Origin of the sequence: Kribbella polygonati, from assembly GCF_050320105.1 — a bacterium.
Lineage (GTDB): Bacteria > Actinomycetota > Actinomycetes > Propionibacteriales > Kribbellaceae > Kribbella.
The window spans coordinates 6,462,233-6,483,584 of sequence record NZ_CP190129.1 but is presented as its reverse complement, the minus strand read 5'-3'; the positions used below and the strand labels follow the sequence as shown (position 1 = coordinate 6,483,584).

The following is a 21,352-nucleotide window of genomic DNA, read 5'->3' as shown; positions in this document are numbered from 1 at the left end:
CCGCGAAGCGGCGACCTTTCGCGCGGTGTCCTTTCCGGTCAGCGCGCGTGTCCGGTGGGCGCCCACTATGGATCAACCTCCGGCTTCGCCAGTACCTCCGCCTGGGAGCACCGTCCCGCGCGCGCCGAAGGCGCCAACAGGCAGCCGCCGCGGAGCGGCGACCTTTCGCGTCGTGTCGTTCAGGGGGCTAGGGAGCGGGCGGTTTCTAGGAGGCTCGTGCCGGTGGGGAGGGTGGCGATGATGGGGGTGTCCAGGCCGTTGTCGAGGTAGCGGTTGATGTGGGTGCGGCATTCGGTGGGGGTGCCGTGGACGATGAGGGCGTCGATGAGGGACTCGGGGACAGCAGCCATGGCGGCGTTGCGGTCGCCGGCGGACCAGGCTTCGCGCATGGGGCGCATGAGGTCGGTGCGGCCTAGCCAGTCGTGGAAGGCGGCGTAGCCGGGGACGGTGAGGTAGGTGGCGATCAGGTAGCGGCCGATGTTGCGGGCCATTTCGGCGTCCTCGGTGACGCAGACGAAGATCCGGGCGGCGAGTTCCTTGCCGGGGCCGAGTTCGGCGCGGACCCGGCGTACGTCGTCCGCCGACAGCCAGTTGGTGATCGCGCCGTCGGCCTCCCGGGCCGCGAGCCGGAGCATCTGTGGACGCAGCGCGGCGAGCATGATCGACGGTGGTACGTCGGGTGCCTTCTCCAGCCGGAACCGCTCGATGGTGAAGCTGTCGAACTTCCCGTCCACGCGTTCCCCCGCGAACGCCTGCCGCAGGAACCGCAGTACGTCGCGGGTCCGCGCCAGCGGCGGGTCGTACGTGATCCCGTTCCACCCGGTCACGATGGTCTCCGACGACGCCCCGATCCCGAGCACGAACCGCCCGGGGGCGAGGTCCGCCAGCGCCGCGGCACTCATCGCGAGCGCGGCCGGCCCGCGGGTGTGCACCGGTACGACGGCCGTCCCCAGCCGCAGCGACGAGTCCCACTCGGACGCGAGCACCAGCGGCGTGAACGCGTCCGCGCCCGCCACCTCCGCCGACCACAAGTCGGTGTACCCGAGCGAAAACAGCTCAGAGATCAACGCACGATGGTCCCGCAGCGGTACGCCCGTCAGCGGAACAGTCAGGCCCCAACGCATTCAGATCAGCCTCTTCAGCAACGGCAGCGGCGCCACCCGCATCACCTGGGCCAACGGCCACCACGGCCGCGCCGGAACGTACGCCTTCGCCTTCTCCGCCTCGATCGCGGCCACCATCGCCCGCACCCCCAGCTCGGTGTCGACGATGAACGGCGTGTGTTTCACCCGGTCGTTCATCTCCGACCGAATGTACCCGGGGTAGATCGTGCTGACCTTGATCGGCTTGCCGAGCAGTTCCAGCCGGAGCCCCTCCCCCAGCGAGGCCAGTCCTGCCTTCGTCGCGGCGTACGTCGTGACCGTCTTCGGGAAGCCGCGCAACGCGGAGATCGACGCGATCAGCACGAGGTGCCCGGCGTTCCGCGCCCGGAACAGTTCGAGCGCGGCCTCCGCCTGGGCGAGGGCGCCGACGAAGTTCGTGAGGGCGGTCTCCCGGTTCGCGTCGAACCGCCCGGTGCCGAGCGGCGCGCCCTTGCCGAGGCCGGCGTTCACCACGATCCGGTCCAGCGGCAGCTCGGCGTCAATCGCGCGGAACACCTCGAACACCTGGTCGTGGTCAGTCACATCCAGACTGTGGATAACCACCTTCGCCTGTGGATAACTCGCGGCAAGCTCGTCCCGGAGCGCTTCCAGCCGCTCGGTACGCCGGGCGGTCAGCGCCAGGTCGTGGCCCTTCGCGGCGAACTGCCGCGCCATCTCCGCACCGAGGCCGGAACTGGCGCCGGTGATCAGGAGGTTCCGTCGCATCGGGGGATGTCCTATCTGTAAGTGAGCAGGTCCGCACCGAGGTGGACGTGCTCGTTGTAGCTCACCACAGTCAGCCCGCCGCGCCCGGACACGACCTTCGTGATCGCGGTGTTGATCGTGACCGGGTTCAGCTTTGTCCACAGCCCGTCGCCGCCGGACAGCAGCCGCCCGACGACGGCCGCGATCGGTCCACCGGACGTGAAGACGAGCGCCGTCTCCCCCTTTCCGAGCCGCCCGGCAGTACGCCGCACCGCCGCCTCCGACCGCTCGCAGAACGCCTGGAACGACTCGGTGTACCCGTCGCCGCCGTCGATCCAGCGCTGGGTCGCCGCCGTGAACATCTCCTGGAACGCCCGCTTCGGGTGCCCGCTGCGCGCCAGGTCCGCGACCATCACGGCGTGCCGCTTGTACGCCGGCCGGTGGGCGACGATCAGCTCCTGGTGGTCGAACTCGTCGTACCCCGCATCCACCTCCGGGGTGAAGCCCGCCAGCGACGCGGTCTGCTGGTGCCTGAGCATCGAACCCGACACCACGAGATCCGCCCGGACTTCGCCCAACGTCGAGCCCAACGTCGAGCCCAACCGCACAGCCTGTTGCTCGCCGAGCGGCGACAGCTTGTCGTAGTCGCGCGCACCGAACGACGCCTGCGCGTGCCGGATCAGGTAGACGACCGCCATCTACGCCTGCCGGATGATCCGGCGGCAGCGCCGCTCGAGCAGGTTGACCGGGAGCCAGAAGTTCTTGAACCGCGGGTTCCGGGTCTGCTTGTGGTGGTAGCGGTAGTAGATCTGCTGCGCGATCACCGCCAGCCGGAACAGCCCGAACACCTCGTAGAACGCCCAGTTATCCACAGGCAGCCCCGACTGCTTCACGTAGTAGTCCACGATCTCGGCGCGGGTCAGCATCCCCGGTACGTCGGACGGTTGCAGCTTGAACCGGCGGAATGCCCAGTCGTCGTCGGCCTGCACCCAGTACGCGAGCGCGCTGCCGAGATCCATCAGCGGATCGCCGAGCGTTGCGAGCTCCCAGTCCAGTACGCCGACCACCCGCAGCGGATCGTCCGGCGCGAGTACGACGTTGTCGAGCCGGAAGTCGTTGTGGATAACGCACGTCCGGATATCCACAGGCTGATTCGCCGCGAGCCAGGCCATCACGCGCTCGTAGCTCGGCACGTTCCACGTCTTCGCCTTGCGGTAGCGCTCGGTCCAGCCGCTGACCTGACGTTCGACGTACCCGGATCCGCGGCCGAGGTCGGCGAGACCGGCAGCCGAAGGATCGACGGCATGCAGCTCGACGAGCGTGTCGATCAACGTGAACCCGAGCTGCCGCGTCTGCGCCGGCGTCAGGTCGACCCCCAGCCGGTGGTGCCCGGGGATCGTCCCCGCGACCCGCTCCATCACGTAGAACTCGGAGCCGATCACCGACGCGTCGTTGCAGTGGGCAATCATCTCCGGGACGTACCGGTAGACCGGCTTGAGCCCGTTCTGGATACGGAACTCGCGGCCCATGTCGTGCGCGCCCTTGGCCTTCGTACCGGCCGGCGGGCGCCGCAGGATCAGGTCGTGCCCGTCGTACCTCAGCAAATAGGTGAGGTTCGACGCCCCACCTGAGAACTGCTTGACCTCCGGCAGGCCCGCCGGCAGCGCGGTCTGCTGCCGCAGCCAGGCGTCCACCGCCGGTATGTCGAACGCGTCCTCGGCGCGGACGGCCCGCGCGCCATCACCCATCCTTGGCCTCGGCCCGCTGCCGGGCCCGCTCCGCGATCCTGCGCATCTGGCTGTTGTACAGCGGCCGCACCAGGCGCTTCGTCCAGTACGCGACCCGGGCCGGCCGGTCCGGGATGATCAGGTGCCGCTGCTTGCCGATCCCGGCCACGACCACCGCCGCGATGTCGTCCGCCGTCCGCGGCGACTTCTCGATCAGCTGCCGCGCGGTGGCGCCCATCGCGCTGTCGGCGCCGCGGATCGAGTCCGCCAGATTGGTCCGGAAGAACGACGGGCAGACCACGGACACGGTGATGCCGTACGGGTGCAACTCGTGCGACAGCGTCTCCGACAGCGCGACCACGCCGGCCTTCACCGTGTTGTACGAGCTCATCATCGGCGGATGGACGAGCCCGGCCGCCGACGCGGTGTTCACGATGTACCCGGACCGCTGCCGCTTGAACACCGGGACGAACGCCCGGCACCCGCGGACCACGCCCATCAGGTTGATGTCGACGACCCGGTCCCACTCGTCGAGCGTCTCGACGTCGATCCGCCCGCCGGTCGCGATGCCGGCGTTGTTCACCAGGATGTCCAGGCCGCCCCAGTTGTCCTGGCACCACGCGACCGCCGCGTCCCAGTCCGCGGGGTCCCGCACGTCGAGCTTCAGGTACGGCGCCGCGCCGTCCGCGCCGACGTCCGTACTGAGAACCTGGTGGCCGTCAGCAACAAACCGGGCGACGAGGGCCGCGCCGAGACCGCTCGCGGCGCCGGTGACGAGGACGCGACTCACTTGGCCTCCTGGACGGCGGACAGGTACGACGCCAGCTCGATCCTGGCGATCACCCCACGATGCACCTCGTCCGGCCCGTCGGCCAGCCGCAACGCGCGCGCACTCGTCCACGCGGCCGCGAGCGGGAAGTCGTCGGACAGCCCACCGCCGCCGTGCAGCTGGATCGCCATGTCGACGACGTCCTGCGCCATCCGAGGCACCGCGACCTTGATCTGACTGACCTCGCTCAACGCCCCGGCCAGCCCTTGGGTGTCCAGCAGGTACGCCGTCTGCAGCACCAGCAACCGCGCCTGGTTGATGGCGATTCGCGCCTCGGCGATCCGCTCGCGGTTGCCGCCCAGGTTGACGAGCGGCTTGCCGAACGCGGTCCGGCTGGTACCGCGCTGCAGCGCCAACTCGAGCGCCTTCTCCGCCAGGCCGATCAGCCGCATGCAGTGGTGCACACGTCCCGGACCGAGGCGGCCCTGGGCGATCTCGAACGCCTTGCCCGGTCCGACCAGGATGTTCGCGGCCGGCACCCGGACCTCGGTGAACGAGACTTCGCCGTGGCCGTACGGTTCGTCGTACCGGCTCATCGTCGGCAGCAGGCGCTCGACCTTCACGCCCGGGGCGTCGCGTGGTACGAGCACCATCGTGTGCCGCGCGTACCGGTGTGCGTCGGGGTCGGTGAGGCCCATGAAGATCAGCAACCGGCAGTCCGGGTGGCCGATGCCGGTGCTCCACCACTTGCGGCCGTTCAGCACGACCTCGTCGCCGTCGACGACCGCGGTCGCCTCCATGTTGGTGGCGTCCGACGACGCGACGTCCGGCTCGGTCATGCAGAACGCCGACCGGATCGTGCCGTCCAGCAACGGTTCCAGCCAGCGCTTCCGCTGCTCCTCGTCGCCGTACCGGAGGAGCACCTCCATGTTGCCGGTGTCCGGTGCGTTGCAGTTGAAGACGTACGGCGCGATGAACGAACGGCCGGTGAGCTCCGCGATCGGGGCGTAGTCGAGGTTGCTCAGGCCCTCGCCGTACTGCTCGTTGCCCGGCTCGGCGGGCGGCAGGAAGAGGTTCCAGAGACCGGCCGCGCGGGCCTTCTCCTGGAGCTCCTTCATGATCGGCTGCGGCTGCCACGGGTCTCCGGCGGCGCGGATCGCACTGTGCAGCGTTGCCTCGGCCGGCTCGATCTCGGTCCGCAGGAAGGTCTGCACGCGGCCGATCAGATCCTGAGCCCGGTCCGAAGGTTCGAACCCCATCAAGACTCCTCTCCCTCAGCTTGACCGTAGCTCAGCGTCTAAGCAATGCTCAATAGATGGAACACCGTCTGACAGCGGACGACCGCAAGAAGCAACTGGTCAAGATCGGCCTGATGATGCTTCGCAGCAAACCGATCCACGAGCTGTCGATCGACGAGATCGCGAGCGCCGCCGGGATCTCCCGCGGGCTGCTGTTCCACTACTTCCCGAGCAAGCGCGACTACTACGTCGCGGTCATCTCCGCGGCCGGCCGCCGGCTGCTCCGGGTCACCAAGCCCGACGCCGCGCTCGCCCCCGAGCAGCAGCTCCGCGAGATGCTGACCCAGTTCGTCGCGTTCATCGAGCGCCGCCGGACGGCGTACATCTCGTTCGTCCGCGGCGCCGCGGGCGGCGACGACTTCGCCGTCGAGGTGTACGACGAGACCCGTGCGGGCCTGACCAAGCGGATCCTCACCTACCTCGGCACCCCCGAGGTGGCCGACGACCCGACGTCGGCCGAGTACCTCCGCATCCACGCCTGGCTGTCCTACACCGAGGACCTGGCGATCGAATGGTCCGGCCTCGCCGCAAAGGACCGCCCGTACGGCGCCGGCCGGCTGATCGACCACGCGATCGAGGCCCTGCACGTACTGCGGAAGCTGTAGACCGGGGCCGCCCCACCTGGCCGGCCCCGATCCGTCAGGTCAGCCGTTGGCGAGCGTGAAGCGCTCGACGCCGCAGGCGGACGTGGTTGGGTTGTTGTTCCCGTCACCGGAGTAGGTGACGAGCCAGCGCCAGGTCCCGAGCGTGCTCGCGACGAACGCCGCATTGGACGTGCTGTACGTGCCGTTGCCGCTCACGGTCACGGTCTGCGAGAACGCCGCGGAGCCGGAACACGTGGCGTCGGCCGGAGCGAACAGCTTGAACGTGACCGAGCCGGTCGGGCTGAAGGCGCCGCTGATCGTGGCGTCGTCGTTCGGGATCACGTTGGGAGCGGTCGCCATCGCCGGGCTCGCCTTGGCGACGACCAGGTGCTCACTCGTGCACACGCTCGTCGCGCCGTTGTTGTTGGCGTCACCGCTGTACACGGCCTGCCAGTAGAAGTCGCCCGCTGTGTTGAACGTGATCGGGTTCGAGTCCGGTACGGCGCCGTTCGCCACGGTCACCGTGCCCGCGTCTTGTGCACCCGTGGAGCAGGCGGTGTCGGTGTAGACGGTGTAGGTCACCGTTCCACTGGCATCCGAGGTTGCCCCGGACAACGTCGCCGAGTCGTGCACCGTACCGCCGACCGTGACTGTCGTGTCCGACAGCGTGGTGGCGATCGACGGCGACTTCTTGGTCACGACCAGATGCTCGCTGGTGCAGGCACTGGTGGCGGGGTCGTTGTTGGCGTCACCGCTGTACGCCGCCTGCCAGTAGAAGTCACCGGTCGAGTTGAACGTGATCGCGTTCGAGTCCGGCACCACGCCGTTCGTCACCGTCACGGTCCCCGCACCCTGGGCGCCCGTGGAACACGCCGTGTTGGTGTAGACGGTGTAGGTCACCGTCCCACCGGCGTTGGCTGTCGCGTTCGACAGGGTTGCCGAGTCGTGGACGGAGCCGCCGACGACGACCGTGGTCGCGGACAGGGTCGTGGCGATCGAAGGATGAGCGTTGATGTGGTTGGTGTACGTGCAGTCGACCACACCTTCAGGTGCCATCGTGATGTTCGTGGTGGCACCACTGACCGAGTAACTCGTTCCCGCGCCTGTCGCGGTACAGACCAGGCTCTTCAACGTCCAGCCGGCCGGTACGGTCGACTCCGTGACGCTGTAGTTGCCTGCCTGGACCTGGGTCGTGTCGCTGTACGTCTGCGTGCCGCCGTTGGACAGGTTGAACGTCGCCGGGCTCAGACCACCGGTGGTGGTGTAGCCGAACGTCGCGTCGCCGTTCTCGGTGACCTTGTGGATGACGATCTTGCCGCAGTTCGCGATGTTCACCGGCTGCGGTGCGACGAAGTCCTTGACCTCGGCCGGGAACGACGCCGACGAACGGCTCTTCAGGAACGCGCTCCCGAACGCGGTGCACACGTTGGAGGAGAAGATGCCCGCCGCGGTCATGTTGATCGCTGCCTCGCCGAACTCCAGCCCGGCCAGGGTGCCGCCGGCGATCGGCTCCGAGATGGTGCCGGGGTTGACTGCGCCCTCGGCGAAGCCGGCTGCGCTCAGGTTGACCCGGTTGCCCCAGCACGGCGCGGCGTTCGCGGAGAAGCACGTGCCGCTGCCGCCCGCGGGGATCCAGCGGAGCAGACCGAGAACCGGGTTGCCGCCACCGTTGGTGAAGTCAAAGGTGATGAGGATGTCGTTGGCCGTCCGGTTGAGCGTCTTCGCTCCGGTGGTGGTCAGGTTGGGCTGAGCCTTCTGGTTGATCTCGAAGTCCATGTTGGCCGAGCCGAGGACGTTGGACCGCTCCCAGGCCAGATACAGGTAGACGTTCCCGCCGGCCGTCTCACTGCCGACGTAGAAGCGGGTCAGGTCGCTCTTCTGCGGCGGAATCGAGCCGGTCACCACGGACACGGCCGGGTCGTCTTCCTTGGTGCCCTGACCGAACGCGTTGTCCGTCGACCCGCTGGGCAGATCGTCGCCGCGGACCCGGTTCGGGGCGTTCACCCAGTCGGTGTTCCCGGACGTGTTGACGACCATGTTGCCGTCGTTTCCTTCGAAGGTGCTGCCCGCCAGGATGGCGTCGGCGGCCGGTGTCATGGCCAGCAGCAACGCCGCGGTGGACGCGAATATCAGGGGTCGCCGCAGCCGCCGGAGCGGTTGCGACGTGCTTCGCGAAGTCACGGTTGTGCCCTTCCGCTGTGGAGCACGGAGATGTGTGGTGCGGCCGTGTCCAAGGGCTGCCCCACCAGTCGGGGACGCGGCATCGTCCCGCGGTCAGGCAGGACGTGGGCAGGCGACTGCCCGGCAGGGGCGTGCCGGAGATCGACCGTCGGTACGCCGTGAACCGGCGGACCGCGCACCACCGCGTGCAGCCGTCGACGAACCATGGGTCCCCCCGCCTGGAACGCCGTCGGCGTCGGATCCCCACCCCCGGCGACGCTCCGTAACGATCAGCGTCACCCACGTAAGCGCTACCCCCAGCACCACGATCACGAGGCGTTATGACGCTACACCCGCGCTTCGCTCCCTAGCCAGTGCTCAGGGCAACAACTCCGGCGCCAGGTCCGGGTCGGCCATCTCCGGGTCGAACGGGAACAGCGGACGCAGTACGCCGTGGTGCCCGAGGCGGAGCAGGTCCTGGTCGACGCCGCCCGGGGTGAGGGCGAGGAGCCAGTCGGCGGCGAGGTCGTAGAGCTCCGGTTCCAGGTAGCCGATCTTGACGATGACCAGGTCCGTCTTCGCGGGATCGAGGCCGAGGAGCGTGAAGTCGGCGAGGTGGTGGTACGGCTTGCGGCGGCTGGTGAGGATCGAGTGCAGGCCGCCGGCCTTGACGACCGCGACCGTGCCGCCGACCGGGTCCTCGGAGATCGAGAACACAGTGCCGGCGAGCGCGACCGGTCCGGCCGGGCCGGGGTCGACCTTGCCGCCGGCGGTGACCTCGACCGGGTTGCCGACGCCGGCCGCCACACAGGCGGCGACCGCGTCCGGGTCGGTGATGCTGGCGTGGATCGCAGTGGCCTTGCCAGAGGTGAGGTCCTCGACCTTCAGCAGTTCGCCGAGCGTCCAGGACACGTCACCGGCGCCGCCCGCGGTCGGGTTGTCGCCGGAGTCGCTGATCAGGAACGGACGTGCGCTGCTGGCGAGGCCGGCCGTGACGCACTCGTCCAGCGTCCCGGTCGGGGCCACGAACGCGAACCCGTCCCGGGCGTCCCAGTACGCCTTCGCCAGTTCGTTCGCCCGCGCGGTGATCAGCTCGGTGTCGTCGCCGGTCACCACGACGGCGGCCCGGCAGCGCGGCTCGTCCGCCCACGCGTACCCGACCCAGACGGCCGCATCCAGTACGCCGGGCTCGTCCGCGATCTCGGCGACCCGGTGGTAGATCGACTTCGCCGGCTCGAGCCGCGTCGACGTCTTCTCGCCCGGCAGCAGCACCGGTACCTGGATCCACGCCTTCCCGGGCTTCCCGCCGCCGGCGCGCAGCCGCTCGACGAGGTTCCGCAGCGCGCGCTCGCGGCTCTCCATCGCGTCCTCGTGCGGCGCCATCCGGTAGCACGTGATCAGATCGACGGCCGTACCGAGCTCGCGGGAGACGTTGCCGTGCAGGTCCATCGACGCCGACATGAGTACGTCGGGACCGAGCACGTCGCGGATCCGGGTGGCGAGGTCGGCCTCCGCGTCCTGCCGTCCGACGACGCTCATCGCGCCGTGGATGTCGAAGAAGAACCCGTCCAGCTCGCCGGCGTCCTTCAGGCGGGTGATGATCTCCGCCGACAGGTCGTCGTACACCTCCGGCAGCACCGCGCCGCCGGGCAGCGAGCGCGCGTGTACGAGCGGCACCCACTCGATCCCCTGCGCCCAGTCCTTCCCGAGGAAGTCGGTGTACCGCTCCAGCAGGTGGTCTCCGCGCCGTACGTCGAAGTCGGCCAACCCGGCCCGGTGCGGCGAGAACGTGCTGGACTCGATGGCGATCCCGGCAATGCCGATCCGAAGGTTCATGCCCAAAACTTGCCACAACCGAGCCGTTTCGCGCACTCCCCCCGGTTCAAATCTGGACAAAGCAGAGCTGTCGAAAGCCGCCGGACAGCTTCGAGGTAGCAGCACAGACGGAAACCGGAGAGGACGACGGACATGACGAACGAACTGCGGCAGCTCGACCGGCTGGTCGGCACCTGGGCCATCTCGGGCGGCGCGACCGGCACCACCACGTTCGAGTGGATGGACGGCGGGCACTTCCTGATGCAGCGCGGAACGCTCGACCACGAGGGCCGTCAGGTGCGGCTCACCGAGATCATCGGGTACGAGCACCCGTTCGGCGGCGAGCGCGGGACCGAGGTGAAGTCACGGGTGTACGACGCCGACGGCAACACGCTCGACTACGTGTACGAGCCGGCCGGGGACGAGCTGACCATCTGGGGCGGGTACAAGGGCTCGCCGGGTTACTTCAAAGGAACGTTCTCCGAGGGCGGCGACCGGCTGACCGGAGACTGGGTGTACCCGGGCGGCGGGTACCACGCGACGATGGTCCGGACCGCGGGCTGAGGAGGAACCGATGAAGTACTTGATGCTGGCGTACGGCGACCAGGCGGGCTGGGACACGGTGGACGTGAACAGCCCGGAGTTCCTCGCGGCGTGCAAGTTCTACGAGGACCTGGCGGCGGAGCTGACCGCGAGCGGCGAGCTGCTCGGCACGGAGGGGCTGGCGCATCCCGCACTGAGCCGGACGGTACGGCGTACCGCTGCCGGGCCGGTCGCGAGCGAGGGACCGTTCGCGGAGTCGAAGGAGGTCCTGGCCAGCTTCGCGATCGTTGACTGCGACAGCCACGACCGGGCGATGGCGATCGCGCACCGGATCGTCGAGGCGGTCGGCGACACGGTCGAGGTGCGGCCGATCATGGCCGGTCCCGAGGACATGCGACCGGACCTCTGACAATGGAGGAGCTGTGGCGCAGCCTCACGCCGCAGGTGCTCGGCGCCTTGGTTCGCCGGTACGGGCACTTCGAGACGTGTGAGGACGCCGTACAGGAGGCTCTCCTGGTCGCGGCGGAGCAGTGGCCGAAGCAGGGTGTCCCGGACGAGCCGCGTACGTGGCTCATCCGGGTCGCCTCGCGGCGGTTGATCGACCTGCTCCGCAACGAGGAGGCTCGGCGGCGGCGCGAGGACACGGTGCGTACGCCGGACATTGCCGCGGCTCCGGCCAACAGTGCCGACGATTCGCTGATCGTCCTGTTCCTGTGCTGTTACCCGGCACTGCCGGTCGCGTCCCAGCTCCCGCTGACGCTACGGGCGGTCGGCGGTCTCACCACCAGCGAGATCGCCGCGGCCCTGCTGACACCGGAGGCCACGATCGGCCAGCGGATCAGCCGTGCCAAACAGAAGCTCCGCGGGCAGCCGTTCCGCCCTCCGGAGACGTACGACGAGCGGCTGCCCGCCGTACTGCAGGTCCTCTACCTGATCTTCAACGAGGGTTACACGAGTACGGCGGGCGACGCGCTCGACCGGGTCGAGCTGGCCCGCGAGGCGATCCGGCTCACCCGGATGCTCCGGCGGGCACTGCCCGACGACGGCGAGGTCGCCGGGCTGCTGGCCCTGATGCTGCTGACGGACGCGCGCCGCGCCGCACGTACGACGGCCGGGGGCGCGCTCGTCCCGCTGGAGGAACAGGACCGCTCGCTGTGGGATGCCGCCGAGATCGCCGAGGGGACCGAGCTGATCACCTTGGCGATGCGCACGACGGCGCTCGGGCCGTACCAGTTGCAGGCAGCGATCGCCGCCGTCCACAGCGAACCGGGCGAGACCGACTGGCGGCAGATTCTCGCGCTCTACAACCTGCTGGAGCCACTGCTCGAGGGTCCCGTGGTCCGGCTGAATCGCGCGGTCGCGACCGCGATGGTGCACGGCCCGGACGCGGGTCTGGCACTCCTCTACACGCTGTCGGCGAACCAGCAGGTCGTCCGCGGTCATCGCTACCACGCCGTCCGGGCCCATCTCCTCGAACTCCGCGGCGACCGTGGTCAAGCCGCCGAGACGTATCTGATGGCGGCGAAGCTCACCACCAACACCGCCGAGCAGCGATACCTCCGCGGCCGTGCTAGCGCCGGCGGGCCGTCGACCCCCGAACGACCAGATCGACAGCCAGCTCGACATGCCGAGCCTCCAGCTCGTGCCGGTCGAGCAGACGCGTGAGCAGGCTGACGGCCATCCGGCCCATCTCCTGCAGGGGCTGGCGAACGGTGGTCAGTTGGGGTGTGGTCGCCCGGCTCAGGTCGAGGTCGTCGAAGCCGGTGATGGACAGGTCGTCAGGGACAATGAGGCCGAGTTCGGCGGCAGCCTGCAGTGCGCCGATGGCGGCCTTGTCGTTGAACGCGACGAGCGCGGTGGGGCGTGGGTCGAGGGCCAGCAGGTCGCGAGCCGCTCGGTAGCCGTGGAGCGTCGTCGGCTGGTCGTGGCGGACGAGTGCCGGGTCGGGGAGGATGCCGGCGTCGGCGAGTGCGGCCGAGTGGCCGCTCAGGCGGGCGTCGGCGGCCAGCCATTCACGAGGGCCGGCGATGACACCGATGCGGGTGTGACCGAGGCTCGTCAGGTGGGCGGTCAGTTGGCGGGCACCGGAGTGGTGCGCGGCCGAGACGGACGGGATGTCGCGCGGGAGCGCCGTCCGCGGGTCGACCACCACGAACGGGAACCGGCGGGAGCTGAGCCGGACGAGGTCCTCGCTCGGCTCCGGCGGGAGGATCAGGATCGCGCCGCCGATGTCCCGGCGGGAGGCCAGCCTGGTCAGAACAGGATCCTGTACGGCGGCCTCGCCCGCGTTCAGGACGACCTGGCGGCCGTGCTGCTCCAGCGTCTCGGCGATCGAGGAGACGATCAGGCCGAAGTAGTCGGTGAGCACGTACGGGCAGCGGACGTAGACGGCGCCCTCGACCGGTTTCGGCGTACCGCCCCGGGGGACGGGCGCGGGCAACCCGAGCTCCTCGATGGCCTGCTCGACCAGCCGCCGGGTCTCCGGCGAGATGCCACTGAGCTGGTTGACCACGCGGGAGACGGTGGCGAGCGAGACGCCGGCGGCGGCCGCCACGTCGCGCATGGTCGCTCTAGCGCGCGGCATTTGTTACATCACCTTGTTTCACGCTCAGCACTCTAGAACAACGCTCCCAGAGGTTGACAGTGGTCAACTGCGGTCGTTTCCTGAGGCCGTTTGTTACATCCCCTCGAGGAGTGCGATGAGAACACCCGCCTTCGGCGTCGCCCTTGCTCTCGCGGTGGCGTCGCTCACCGGCCCCGCTCAGGCCCATCCCCCGACGACCCAGGTCAGTGTCTGGGTCACCACACCGGACCGCGCCGAGCTGCTGCACGAGCGCGCGCCGGTTTCCTTCCACGACGGTGCGAGCGACCGGACCACGATCACGGTCGACCCGCGGACGACGTACCAGACCATGGACGGCTTCGGTGCCGCGCTGACCGACTCGGCCGCGGCCGTGCTGTACCGGCTGAGCCCGGCCGACCGCGAGCAGACGATGCGGAAGCTGTTCGACCCGAACCAGGGCATCGGCGTCAGCTTCCTGCGGCAGCCCGTCGGCTCGTCCGACTTCACCGCCGCGAGCGAGCACTACACGTACGACGACGTACCGGCCGGCCAGACGGACTTCGGCCTGAAGCACTTCAGCGTCGCGCACGACGAGCAACAGGTGCTGCCGCTGCTCCGGCGCGCCAAGCAGCTCAATCCACAGCTCACGGTGATGGCGACGCCGTGGAGCCCGCCGGCCTGGATGAAGACCGGCGACTCGCTAGTCGGCGGCCGGCTGAAGGACGACCCGAAGGTGTACGACGCGTACGCGCGCTACCTGGTGAAGTTCGTGCAGGCGTACGCGAAGGCCGACGTACCGGTCGACTACCTCTCGATCCAGAACGAGCCGCAGAACCGCAAGCCCAGCGGCTACCCCGGCACGGACATGCCGGTCCGCCAGGAGGCCGCGGTCATCACCGCGCTCGGGCCGCTGCTGCAGAAGGTCAGTCCGCGGACCAAGATCCTCGGCTACGACCACAACTGGACGACTCATCCCGGCGACGTCGCCTCCACCCCGCCCGGTGAGGACCCGGAGACCGACTACCCGTACAAGCTGCTGCGGACGTCGGCGGCGAAGTGGCTCGCGGGTACGGCGTACCACTGCTACTCCGGTGATCCGTCGAAGCAGACCGACCTGCACAACGCCTTCCCCACCAAGGGGATCTGGTTCACCGAGTGCTCCGGCTCGCACGGGCCGAACGACACGCCGCCGCAGATCTTCCGCGGCACGCTCACCTGGCACGCGCGGACGTTGATGATCGGTACGACGCGCAACTGGGCGAAGTCGGTCGTCAACTGGAACCTCGCGCTCGACTCCACCGGCGGACCGCACCTCGGCGGCTGCGACACCTGCACCGGGCTGGTCACGTTGCAGCCGGACGGAACGGTGTCGACCGACGCGGAGTACTACACGATCGGGCACCTGTCGAAGTTCGTGCGGCCGGGCGCGGTGCGGATCGGGAGTACGTCGTACGGGACGACCGGGTGGAACGGGCAGCTGATGTCGGCGGCGTTCCGCAATCCGGACGGTACGACGGCGCTCGTCGTACACAACGAGAACGACGATCCGCGGGCGTTCGCCGTCGCGGTGGGTGGCCAGTCGTTCGAGTACGAACTGCCCGGCGGGGCGATCGCGACGTACACGTGGGGCCGGACCGCGGCCGACGTACCGCAGGAGCTGACCGCGGTGGCGGCCACGGCGAGCGACAATGCCGCCGATGCCGGGCAGTTGGTCGATCAGGACGGGTCGACGGTGTGGCAGAGCAAGGCCGCGCAGACGCCCGGGCAATGGGTGCAAGTGGATCTCGGGAAGGCGCAGACGTTCCGTCAGGTCGCGTTGGACAGTGGTGGGAATGCTGGCGACTATGCGCGCGGGTATGAGGTTGCCGTGAGCAACGATGGCGGCAGTTGGCGATCTGTTGCGAGCGGAACACCCAGCGGTCAGCTGACGACGGTGACCTTCCGGCCGACGCACGCACGGTACATCCGGGTCACACAGACCGGGAGCGCGGGCAACTGGTGGAGTCTGGCGGATCTACGGGTCTACAGGTGAGCCTCGATCCAGCAGGCGGCCGCCGCTGCCTTTTCGTTGCTTGAAGCAATTACTTGGAGCCCGACGGGCAGGCCGTCAGCCGGGAGTGGGAGGCTGACGGCCGCGTGCCGGGTGACGTTCGCCAGGCGCGTGTTGTTGAGGAGCAGCCTGCGTACGGTATCGGCTTCGGTGATGAATGGTGCGGTCGTGAGGACGGTCGGAGCGAGCACCGCGTCGACCTGCTGGAACACAGCGTCCAGCTCGGCAGTGATGGCAATCGCGTCCTCCTTCGCCCGTTCGTAGTTCACTGCGCGCACCTCCGCGGCCTCCCGGAGCCGCTGCTGCACATCGGGTTGGTAGAGGTCGTGAGAGCGGCCGGCGTGGTTGGCGGTGGCTTCGGGGCCTTGCAGGTTGGCTCCGGTGGTGAAGCTGCGTTCCCAGTCCGGCAGCCGCACTTCCACCGCGTCGAATGTCCGTAGTGCAGATGACCACGCACTGCTTGCCTCGGGACTGAGTTGGAAGTACTCCGGGTTTGTCGCTATGCCCAAGCGAGGGGCTCTGCGAGCTGTTGGCATCCCCAACGCTGCGAGGGCGTACGTCGCGTCGACCGCGGTCCGGGTGAGCACGCCCACGTGGTCGAGCGATTGCGACAGCGGGAACACCCGGTCCGTCGGCAACGTGCCGTACGCCGGCTTGAACCCGACCACCCCGCACAACGCCGCGGGGATGCGGACCGAGCCGGCCGTGTCCGTGCCGAGCGCCAGCGGTACGACGCCCGCCGCGACCGCCGCCGCGGATCCCGAACTCGAACCGCCCGTCATCCGCTCCGGGTCGTGCGGGTTCCGGCACGGGCCGACCCGGTTCGACGTACCCGTGCAGCCGTACGCGAACTCGTGCGTGTGCGACAGCCCGATCACGATCGCCCCGGCCGCGCGCAACCGCCGTACGACGTCCGCGTCCTGCCGGCCGGTCTCGTCCATCGACGCCGAGCCGCAGCGGTACGGCAGGCCCTCGACCTCGATGATCTCCTTCACCAGCACCGGCACGCCCGCCAGCGCCCCGCGCCGGTCGTGTGCCGCCGCGGCCTTCCGCGCACCGTTGACGTCCAGATGGACGACGGCGTTCAGGTCGGCGGCGTCGGCGGCCCGCGCGAACGCCTCCTCGACAAGCTCCACCGGGTCGACGGATCCCGCCCGTACGCCGGCAGCGATTTCCTGCAGAGACCTCACACCGGCATCAGACCACAGCCGCCCTGTCGTGATCACCGGATCTGGGGATAACGTCCCGTCATGAAGTTCCTGCTCACGTCCTCCGGCATCCGTAACCAGAGCATCTCCGACGCCCTCGTCGAGTTGCTCGGCAAGCCGATCGCGGAGTGCGACGCGCTGATCGTCCCGACCGCGATCTACCCGTTCCCCGGCGGCGGGGCCCAGGCGTGGCGGGCGATCTCCGGGAACGCCAAGGGTCCGCTGTGCGATCTGGGCTGGAAGTCCTTGAGCGTGCTGGAGCTCACGGCGCTGCCGACCATCCGGGAAGAGAGCTGGGTCCCGACTGTCCGGGAGGCCGACGCGTTGCTGGTGTGGGGCGGCGACGTTCTGTACCTGACGTACTGGATGCGGCAGTCCGGGCTCGCGGACCTCCTGCCTTCGCTGACCTCGGTGTACGTCGGGGTGAGCGCGGGGAGCATCGCGGTGACGCCGTACAACTGCGACGCGGAGTTCGACCTGGAGTTCGTGCCGCCCGGCAGCGACATGGGGGAAGGTGCCGAGCGGGCGCTCGGGCTGGTCGACTTCACGCTGTACCCGCACCTCGGGCACCCGGACATGGCGGACACCACCCCGGAGAACATCGGGAAGTGGGCGGCCGGCATCCCGGTGCCGACGTACGCGATCGACGACGACACCGCGATCAAGGTCGTCGACGGCGCCGTCGAGGTGATCAGCGAGGGCGAGTGGAAGCTGTTCGGCGCCTGAGTCTCACGCCTGTCCGCGAGGCCGGAGAGGAAACGGAAACAGCAGCGTCATGCCAGGTTGCTACCGTCCGACGGCATGGTGATCGAGGGAGTGGAACTGCGCACGGCCGCGCCGACGGATCCCGACGTACTGGCGCTCACCGCCGCCCAGCAAGCCGAACTGGCCGGGATGTACGGCGACGACCAGCCGCTGGTCGGGCTGCATCCTGACATCAGGTTCACCGTGCTGACCCTGGACGGGACCGCGGCGGGCTGCGTCGGCCTGCAACCGGTCGCCGCGGGGCTCGGGGAGATCAAACGGATGTACGTCACCCCGGCCGCCCGCGGGTGGGGACTGTCGCGGGTGCTGCTGGACGCCGTCGAGTCCCAGGCCAGGTCCGACGGTCTCACCACGCTCCGGCTGGAGACCGGGCTGCAGCAGGTGGAGGCGATCGCGCTCTACACGAACCACGGGTACCGCCCGACGCCGCCGTACCCGCCGTTCGAGAACTCCGTCGCCTCGACCTGCTTCGCGAAGGATCTCTAGAGGTTCAGCACGAGGTCGTCGCCCTCGCGGCGGAAGCCGAGCTTCTTCAGGTACGTCGACGAGTCGCGCATCCGGCGTGGAGCGATCACCTGCCGGAACCCCTGCTCGGTGAACACGTCGCTGCGCCGGTACACGAACTCGCCCGGCGTGAAGTCGCGGTACTTCGGCACCACGTAGTCGAGGTCGATCTGCGCGCGCCCGGTGCCGGCGTCGTGCGCGAGGACCACCCCGACGGTCCGGTCGCCGTGCTGCACGAGGAACGCGTACGGGCTGGACCCGGCCGTGAAGCCCGGGTTGAACCGGCTGATGTCCTTCTGGTGCCGCTCCAGGACGAACCCGAGGTACGCGTCCCCGTCGCCCACCTGCAGCACCTCGTACGCCGCCTCGTCGTGCCGGTGCCGCAGCAGCCGCCACAGGTGTACGACGTTGATGACCGCGAGTACGGCGTTCATCCCGACCATCGGCCAGACGCCGACCACCGCGTTGAACGCGACCAGGATCACGCAGCCGACCAGGTTCAGCAGCCGCAGCCGGAGGATCCGCGTCTGCAGCAACGACAGCACGACGAGCGCCGACCCGCCCCACCCGATGACACTCCACACGTCCACAGCGGGAGACTAATGCGCGTGAACGAGTTCCTGCTGCTGGACGGCGCCCGGTTGCCGACGGTCGACCCGATGTTGCTGCGCGCAACCAGTTTCGGCCACTTCACCTCGCTGCAGGTCCGCGCCGGTCACGTCGACGGCCTCGACCTGCACTTCGAACGGCTGGACCGCAGCACCCGCGAGCTCTTCGACCGACCGCTCCCGGCCGACCGCGTCCGTGCCGAGCTGCGCGCGGCTCTCCGGGAGGCAGGCGCCGACGACCTTTCGGTCCGCGTCAACGTCTTCGCCGACGACGACGTCCACCTGCTCACCCGCGTCGGCCCGCCCGTCCCGCCCGCGACCCGGCCGGTCCGCCTCCGCACGTACCAGCACGACCGCGCTGTCCCGCACCTCAAACACACCGGCACCTTCGACCTCACCTACTACGCCCGCAAGGCGAAGGCCGACGGCTACGACGACGCCCTCTTCCACACCCCCACCGGCCACATCTCCGAAGCCTCCATCTGGAACATCTGCTTCGCCCGCGGCCCCCACCTGACCTTCCCCGCAGCCCCCACCCTCGCGGGCATCCGCCAGCAAACCCTCCAACGAGCCCTACCGACCTACTCCACCGAACCAGTCCCCCTGGCCGCCCTGACCACCTTCGACGCGGCGTACCTGACCAACTCCATCGACCCAGCCCTGTCTGTCGCCGCCATCAACGAAGTCACCTATCAACCCCACCCCGAATCAGCCAACGCGATCGCGAGCGCCTACTCAGCAGTCACGGCCCAGCCGATCTGACTCAGCCCTCGAGATCGGCGGCCGAATGGTCACCCCACAACGCAGCCCGGCTGGCCAGCAGACGAGCGACCGGGATCTCCACGGAGAACGGCACATCCACCTGGAGCACGTCGCTCGACCGAGCATGAACGACAGGCGAACCGGACCTCAGGTCGAGAACCACGATCTCGACGCTGTCGGCGCCGAGCTCGACGCGCCACATCCACTGGATGCCCGCGGTCGCGTACAGCTGCGGCTTGAAGATCCTGTCCATGGCTGCGTTCGAAGGCGAAACCACCTCGACCACCAGATACACGTCCGCCGGCTCGAGCGCTACGGAACGAGCGAAGATGGCGGCGGACTCGGCGACGACAACGTCTGGAATGAGCAGCCGCCCCGTGGACAGTTGCAGATTGCTCGCCTCGATGACATCGGCCGCGTCGGGCGCCGACTCGCGCAGGAACACCGAAATTCGTCCGGCTACCAGTTGGTGCAGGGGTGCGGGCCCCGGTGTCACGATCAGGCTCCCGTCGATGATCTCGTAGCGCTGCCCGTCGTCGGGCAGACCGGCGAGATCGGCCGTGGTCCACGGTCCGAAATGAGAGAGCGACTCGGTCATCGAGATACCTGCTTTCTGGGTGCTTGGCACACGCCCCAGCACACAAAGAGCATATGTGTTTCAGGTCTCGGTTCTGCGAAGAAACGGTGGCTGTGGAAAACCCGGTCAGGAACGCTCGGACCACCACTGGAGGAGGGCTTCGCGGGCTCGGTCTTCGCCGAGGGGGCCCTCGTCGAGGCGGAGGTTCATCAGGAACTTGTAGGCCTCGCCGACCTCGCGGCCCGGGGGGATGCCGAGGATCCGCATGATCTGGTTGCCGTCGAGGTCCGGGCGGAGGGCGTCGAGCTCCTCCTGTTCCTGGAGGCGGGCGATGCGGGCCTCGAGGTCGTCGTACGCGGCGCGCAGGGACTCGGCCTTGCGGCGGTTCCGGGTGGTGCAGTCGGCGCGGGTGAGGACGTGCAGGCGCTCGAGCTGGTCGCCGGCGTCGCGGACGTAGCGGCGTACGGCGGAGTCGGTCCACTCGCCCTCGCCGTACCCGTGGAAGCGCAGATGCAGCTCGATGAGCTTGCTGACCTGGTCGATCTGCTCGTTGCTGAAGCGCAGCGCCTTCATCCGCTTCCGGGCCATCTTCGCGCCCTTGACGTCGTGGTGGTGGAACGTCACCTTCCCGCCGTCCTCGAACCGCCGGGTCTTCGGTTTCCCGATGTCGTGGATCAACGCGGCGAACCGAACGACGAAATCGGGCGTCGGAACAGACAGACGGGGTTCCAGATCGATGGCCTGATCGAGGACGGTGAGCGAGTGCTGGTACACATCCTTGTGCCGCTGGTGCTCGTCGGCCGTCTCCAGCAGCGCCGGCAGCTCCGGCAGCACGTGCCTGGCCAGCCCGGTGGCCACCAGCAGGTCGAGCCCGATCCGCGGCTGGTCGGCGCAGATCAGCTTCTCCAGCTCGTCCCGGACCCGCTCCGCGGACACGATCGTGATCCGGTCGGCCATCGCCCGCATCGCGGTCACCACGGCCGGGTCCGGCGTGAAGCCGAGCTGGGCCGCGAACCGGGCCGCCCGCATCATCCGCAGCGGGTCGTCACTGAACGAGTCCTCCGGTGTACCGGGCGTCCTGATCCGCTTGTTCGCGACGTCCTCGATCCCGCCGTACGGGTCGACGAACTGCCGCGACGGCAGCCGCACCGCCATCGCATTCATCGCGAAGTCCCGGCGGGCCAGGTCGCCCTCCAGGCTGTCGCCGTAGGCCACCTCCGGTTTGCGCGAGGTGGGATCGTAGGTCTCCGACCTGTACGTCGTGACCTCGAGGACCCAATCCCCCTTGCGACTGCCGATGGTGCCGAACGCCTTGCCGATGTCCCACACGTGGTCCGCCCAGCCGGACAGCAACCGCTCGATCACGTCGGGGTGCGCTGACGTGGTGAAGTCGAGATCCTTGCTCCCCCGGCCGAGGAGAATGTCCCTGACAGGACCGCCGACCAGGGCGATCTCGTGGCCTGCGGCAGCGAACCGGGAGCCCAGTTCGTCGACGACGGGAGCGAGTTCCAGCAGGGCCTGGACGGCGCGCCGCTGGACGCCGGACAACGATCCGGCGGAGGCTGACTGGTC

Annotated in this window: 21 protein-coding genes; 8 read left to right on the top strand and 13 right to left on the bottom strand. The window is 69.1% G+C overall.

From position 1 onward, the window contains the following. Window positions 1-179: 179 nt before the first annotated feature. From ACQHIV_RS30790 to ACQHIV_RS30765, 6 genes are read right to left on the bottom strand one after another with little or no spacing between them, the layout of a single operon-like run. On the bottom strand, window positions 180-1,124 hold the full coding sequence (locus tag ACQHIV_RS30790; protein WP_427887355.1) for an LLM class F420-dependent oxidoreductase: 945 nt from the start codon (window positions 1,122-1,124) through the stop codon (window positions 180-182). Then, the gene (locus ACQHIV_RS30785; RefSeq protein ID WP_427887354.1) at window positions 1,125-1,868 is read right to left on the bottom strand and encodes an SDR family oxidoreductase; all 744 of its coding nucleotides are present in this window, start codon (window positions 1,866-1,868) and stop codon (window positions 1,125-1,127) included. Between the two features lie 11 nt (window positions 1,869-1,879). Beyond that, window positions 1,880-2,545 (bottom strand): histidine phosphatase family protein, encoded by a 666-nt coding sequence (locus ACQHIV_RS30780; RefSeq protein ID WP_427887353.1) that lies wholly within the window; start codon window positions 2,543-2,545, stop codon window positions 1,880-1,882. Beyond that, window positions 2,546-3,595: a phosphotransferase family protein gene (locus ACQHIV_RS30775; protein ID WP_427887352.1), complete on the bottom strand. Its 1,050-nt coding sequence runs from the start codon at window positions 3,593-3,595 to the stop codon at window positions 2,546-2,548. Next, window positions 3,588-4,364, bottom strand: coding sequence for an SDR family NAD(P)-dependent oxidoreductase (locus ACQHIV_RS30770; protein ID WP_427887351.1), 777 nt, complete (start codon window positions 4,362-4,364; stop codon window positions 3,588-3,590). Before ACQHIV_RS30770 ends, ACQHIV_RS30775 begins: the two co-directional genes overlap by 8 nt. Then, window positions 4,361-5,602: an acyl-CoA dehydrogenase family protein gene (locus ACQHIV_RS30765; protein WP_427887350.1), complete on the bottom strand. Its 1,242-nt coding sequence runs from the start codon at window positions 5,600-5,602 to the stop codon at window positions 4,361-4,363. The genes ACQHIV_RS30770 and ACQHIV_RS30765 overlap by 4 nt, the downstream gene beginning before the upstream one ends. A gap of 56 nt (window positions 5,603-5,658) precedes the next feature. Between ACQHIV_RS30765 and ACQHIV_RS30760 the strand changes: the two genes are divergently transcribed. Beyond that, window positions 5,659-6,246, top strand: coding sequence for a TetR/AcrR family transcriptional regulator (locus tag ACQHIV_RS30760; protein ID WP_427887349.1), 588 nt, complete (start codon window positions 5,659-5,661; stop codon window positions 6,244-6,246). Window positions 6,247-6,285: 39 nt separating this feature from the next. On the opposite strand, the gene ACQHIV_RS30755 is transcribed toward ACQHIV_RS30760, so the two are convergent. Both ACQHIV_RS30755 and ACQHIV_RS30750 read right to left on the bottom strand, forming a co-directional pair. Continuing rightward, on the bottom strand, window positions 6,286-8,406 hold the full coding sequence (locus ACQHIV_RS30755) for a prealbumin-like fold domain-containing protein (RefSeq protein ID WP_427887348.1): 2,121 nt from the start codon (window positions 8,404-8,406) through the stop codon (window positions 6,286-6,288). A gap of 357 nt (window positions 8,407-8,763) precedes the next feature. Further along, window positions 8,764-10,221 (bottom strand): M81 family metallopeptidase, encoded by a 1,458-nt coding sequence (locus ACQHIV_RS30750; RefSeq protein ID WP_427887347.1) that lies wholly within the window; start codon window positions 10,219-10,221, stop codon window positions 8,764-8,766. Between the two features lie 132 nt (window positions 10,222-10,353). Here ACQHIV_RS30750 and ACQHIV_RS30745 point away from each other — a divergent pair, with 132 nt between their 5' ends. From ACQHIV_RS30745 to ACQHIV_RS30735, 3 genes are read left to right on the top strand one after another with little or no spacing between them, the layout of a single operon-like run. Next, on the top strand, window positions 10,354-10,764 hold the full coding sequence (locus ACQHIV_RS30745) for a hypothetical protein (protein ID WP_427887346.1): 411 nt from the start codon (window positions 10,354-10,356) through the stop codon (window positions 10,762-10,764). Window positions 10,765-10,774: 10 nt separating this feature from the next. Next, window positions 10,775-11,152 carry a YciI family protein gene (locus ACQHIV_RS30740; protein WP_427887345.1) on the top strand — a complete coding sequence of 126 codons (378 nt, stop codon included), beginning with the start codon at window positions 10,775-10,777 and terminating at the stop codon, window positions 11,150-11,152. Window positions 11,153-11,154: 2 nt separating this feature from the next. Further along, on the top strand, window positions 11,155-12,408 hold the full coding sequence (locus ACQHIV_RS30735) for an RNA polymerase sigma factor (protein WP_427887344.1): 1,254 nt from the start codon (window positions 11,155-11,157) through the stop codon (window positions 12,406-12,408). On the opposite strand, the gene ACQHIV_RS30730 is transcribed toward ACQHIV_RS30735, so the two are convergent. Continuing rightward, entirely contained in the window at window positions 12,314-13,327 is a 1,014-nt protein-coding gene (locus ACQHIV_RS30730) for a LacI family DNA-binding transcriptional regulator (protein WP_427887343.1), read from the bottom strand. The genes ACQHIV_RS30735 and ACQHIV_RS30730 overlap by 95 nt on opposite strands. Window positions 13,328-13,442: 115 nt before the next feature. On the opposite strand from ACQHIV_RS30730, the gene ACQHIV_RS30725 reads away from it, so the two are divergent. Beyond that, on the top strand, window positions 13,443-15,338 hold the full coding sequence (locus ACQHIV_RS30725) for a discoidin domain-containing protein (protein ID WP_427887342.1): 1,896 nt from the start codon (window positions 13,443-13,445) through the stop codon (window positions 15,336-15,338). On the opposite strand, the gene ACQHIV_RS30720 is transcribed toward ACQHIV_RS30725, so the two are convergent. Then, the gene (locus ACQHIV_RS30720) at window positions 15,329-16,546 is read right to left on the bottom strand and encodes an amidase (protein WP_427887341.1); all 1,218 of its coding nucleotides are present in this window, start codon (window positions 16,544-16,546) and stop codon (window positions 15,329-15,331) included. The genes ACQHIV_RS30725 and ACQHIV_RS30720 overlap by 10 nt on opposite strands. 60 nt (window positions 16,547-16,606) lie before the next feature. Here ACQHIV_RS30720 and ACQHIV_RS30715 point away from each other — a divergent pair, with 60 nt between their 5' ends. After that, complete coding sequence (locus ACQHIV_RS30715; protein ID WP_427887340.1) at window positions 16,607-17,290, top strand: Type 1 glutamine amidotransferase-like domain-containing protein; 684 nt, start codon at window positions 16,607-16,609, stop codon at window positions 17,288-17,290. A 75-nt stretch (window positions 17,291-17,365) separates the two neighbouring features. Next, entirely contained in the window at window positions 17,366-17,815 is a 450-nt protein-coding gene (locus ACQHIV_RS30710) for a GNAT family N-acetyltransferase (protein ID WP_427887339.1), read from the top strand. Here ACQHIV_RS30710 and ACQHIV_RS30705 read toward each other — a convergent pair. Then, a complete protein-coding gene (locus ACQHIV_RS30705) occupies window positions 17,812-18,423 on the bottom strand; it encodes a hypothetical protein (protein ID WP_427887338.1) in 612 nt (203 codons plus the stop codon). The two genes, ACQHIV_RS30710 and ACQHIV_RS30705, sit on opposite strands and share 4 nt — an antisense overlap. Before the next feature lie 18 nt (window positions 18,424-18,441). On the opposite strand from ACQHIV_RS30705, the gene ACQHIV_RS30700 reads away from it, so the two are divergent. Further along, complete coding sequence (locus tag ACQHIV_RS30700) at window positions 18,442-19,203, top strand: aminotransferase class IV (RefSeq protein WP_427887337.1); 762 nt, start codon at window positions 18,442-18,444, stop codon at window positions 19,201-19,203. 1 nt (window position 19,204) lies between these two features. Here the strand turns inward: ACQHIV_RS30700 and ACQHIV_RS30695 are convergent, their stop codons facing one another. Both ACQHIV_RS30695 and ACQHIV_RS30690 read right to left on the bottom strand, forming a co-directional pair. After that, entirely contained in the window at window positions 19,205-19,801 is a 597-nt protein-coding gene (locus tag ACQHIV_RS30695; RefSeq protein ID WP_427887336.1) for a Uma2 family endonuclease, read from the bottom strand. A 105-nt stretch (window positions 19,802-19,906) separates the two neighbouring features. Then, on the bottom strand, window positions 19,907-21,328 hold the full coding sequence (locus tag ACQHIV_RS30690) for a CCA tRNA nucleotidyltransferase (RefSeq protein ID WP_427896598.1): 1,422 nt from the start codon (window positions 21,326-21,328) through the stop codon (window positions 19,907-19,909). Window positions 21,329-21,352 lie beyond the last annotated feature (24 nt).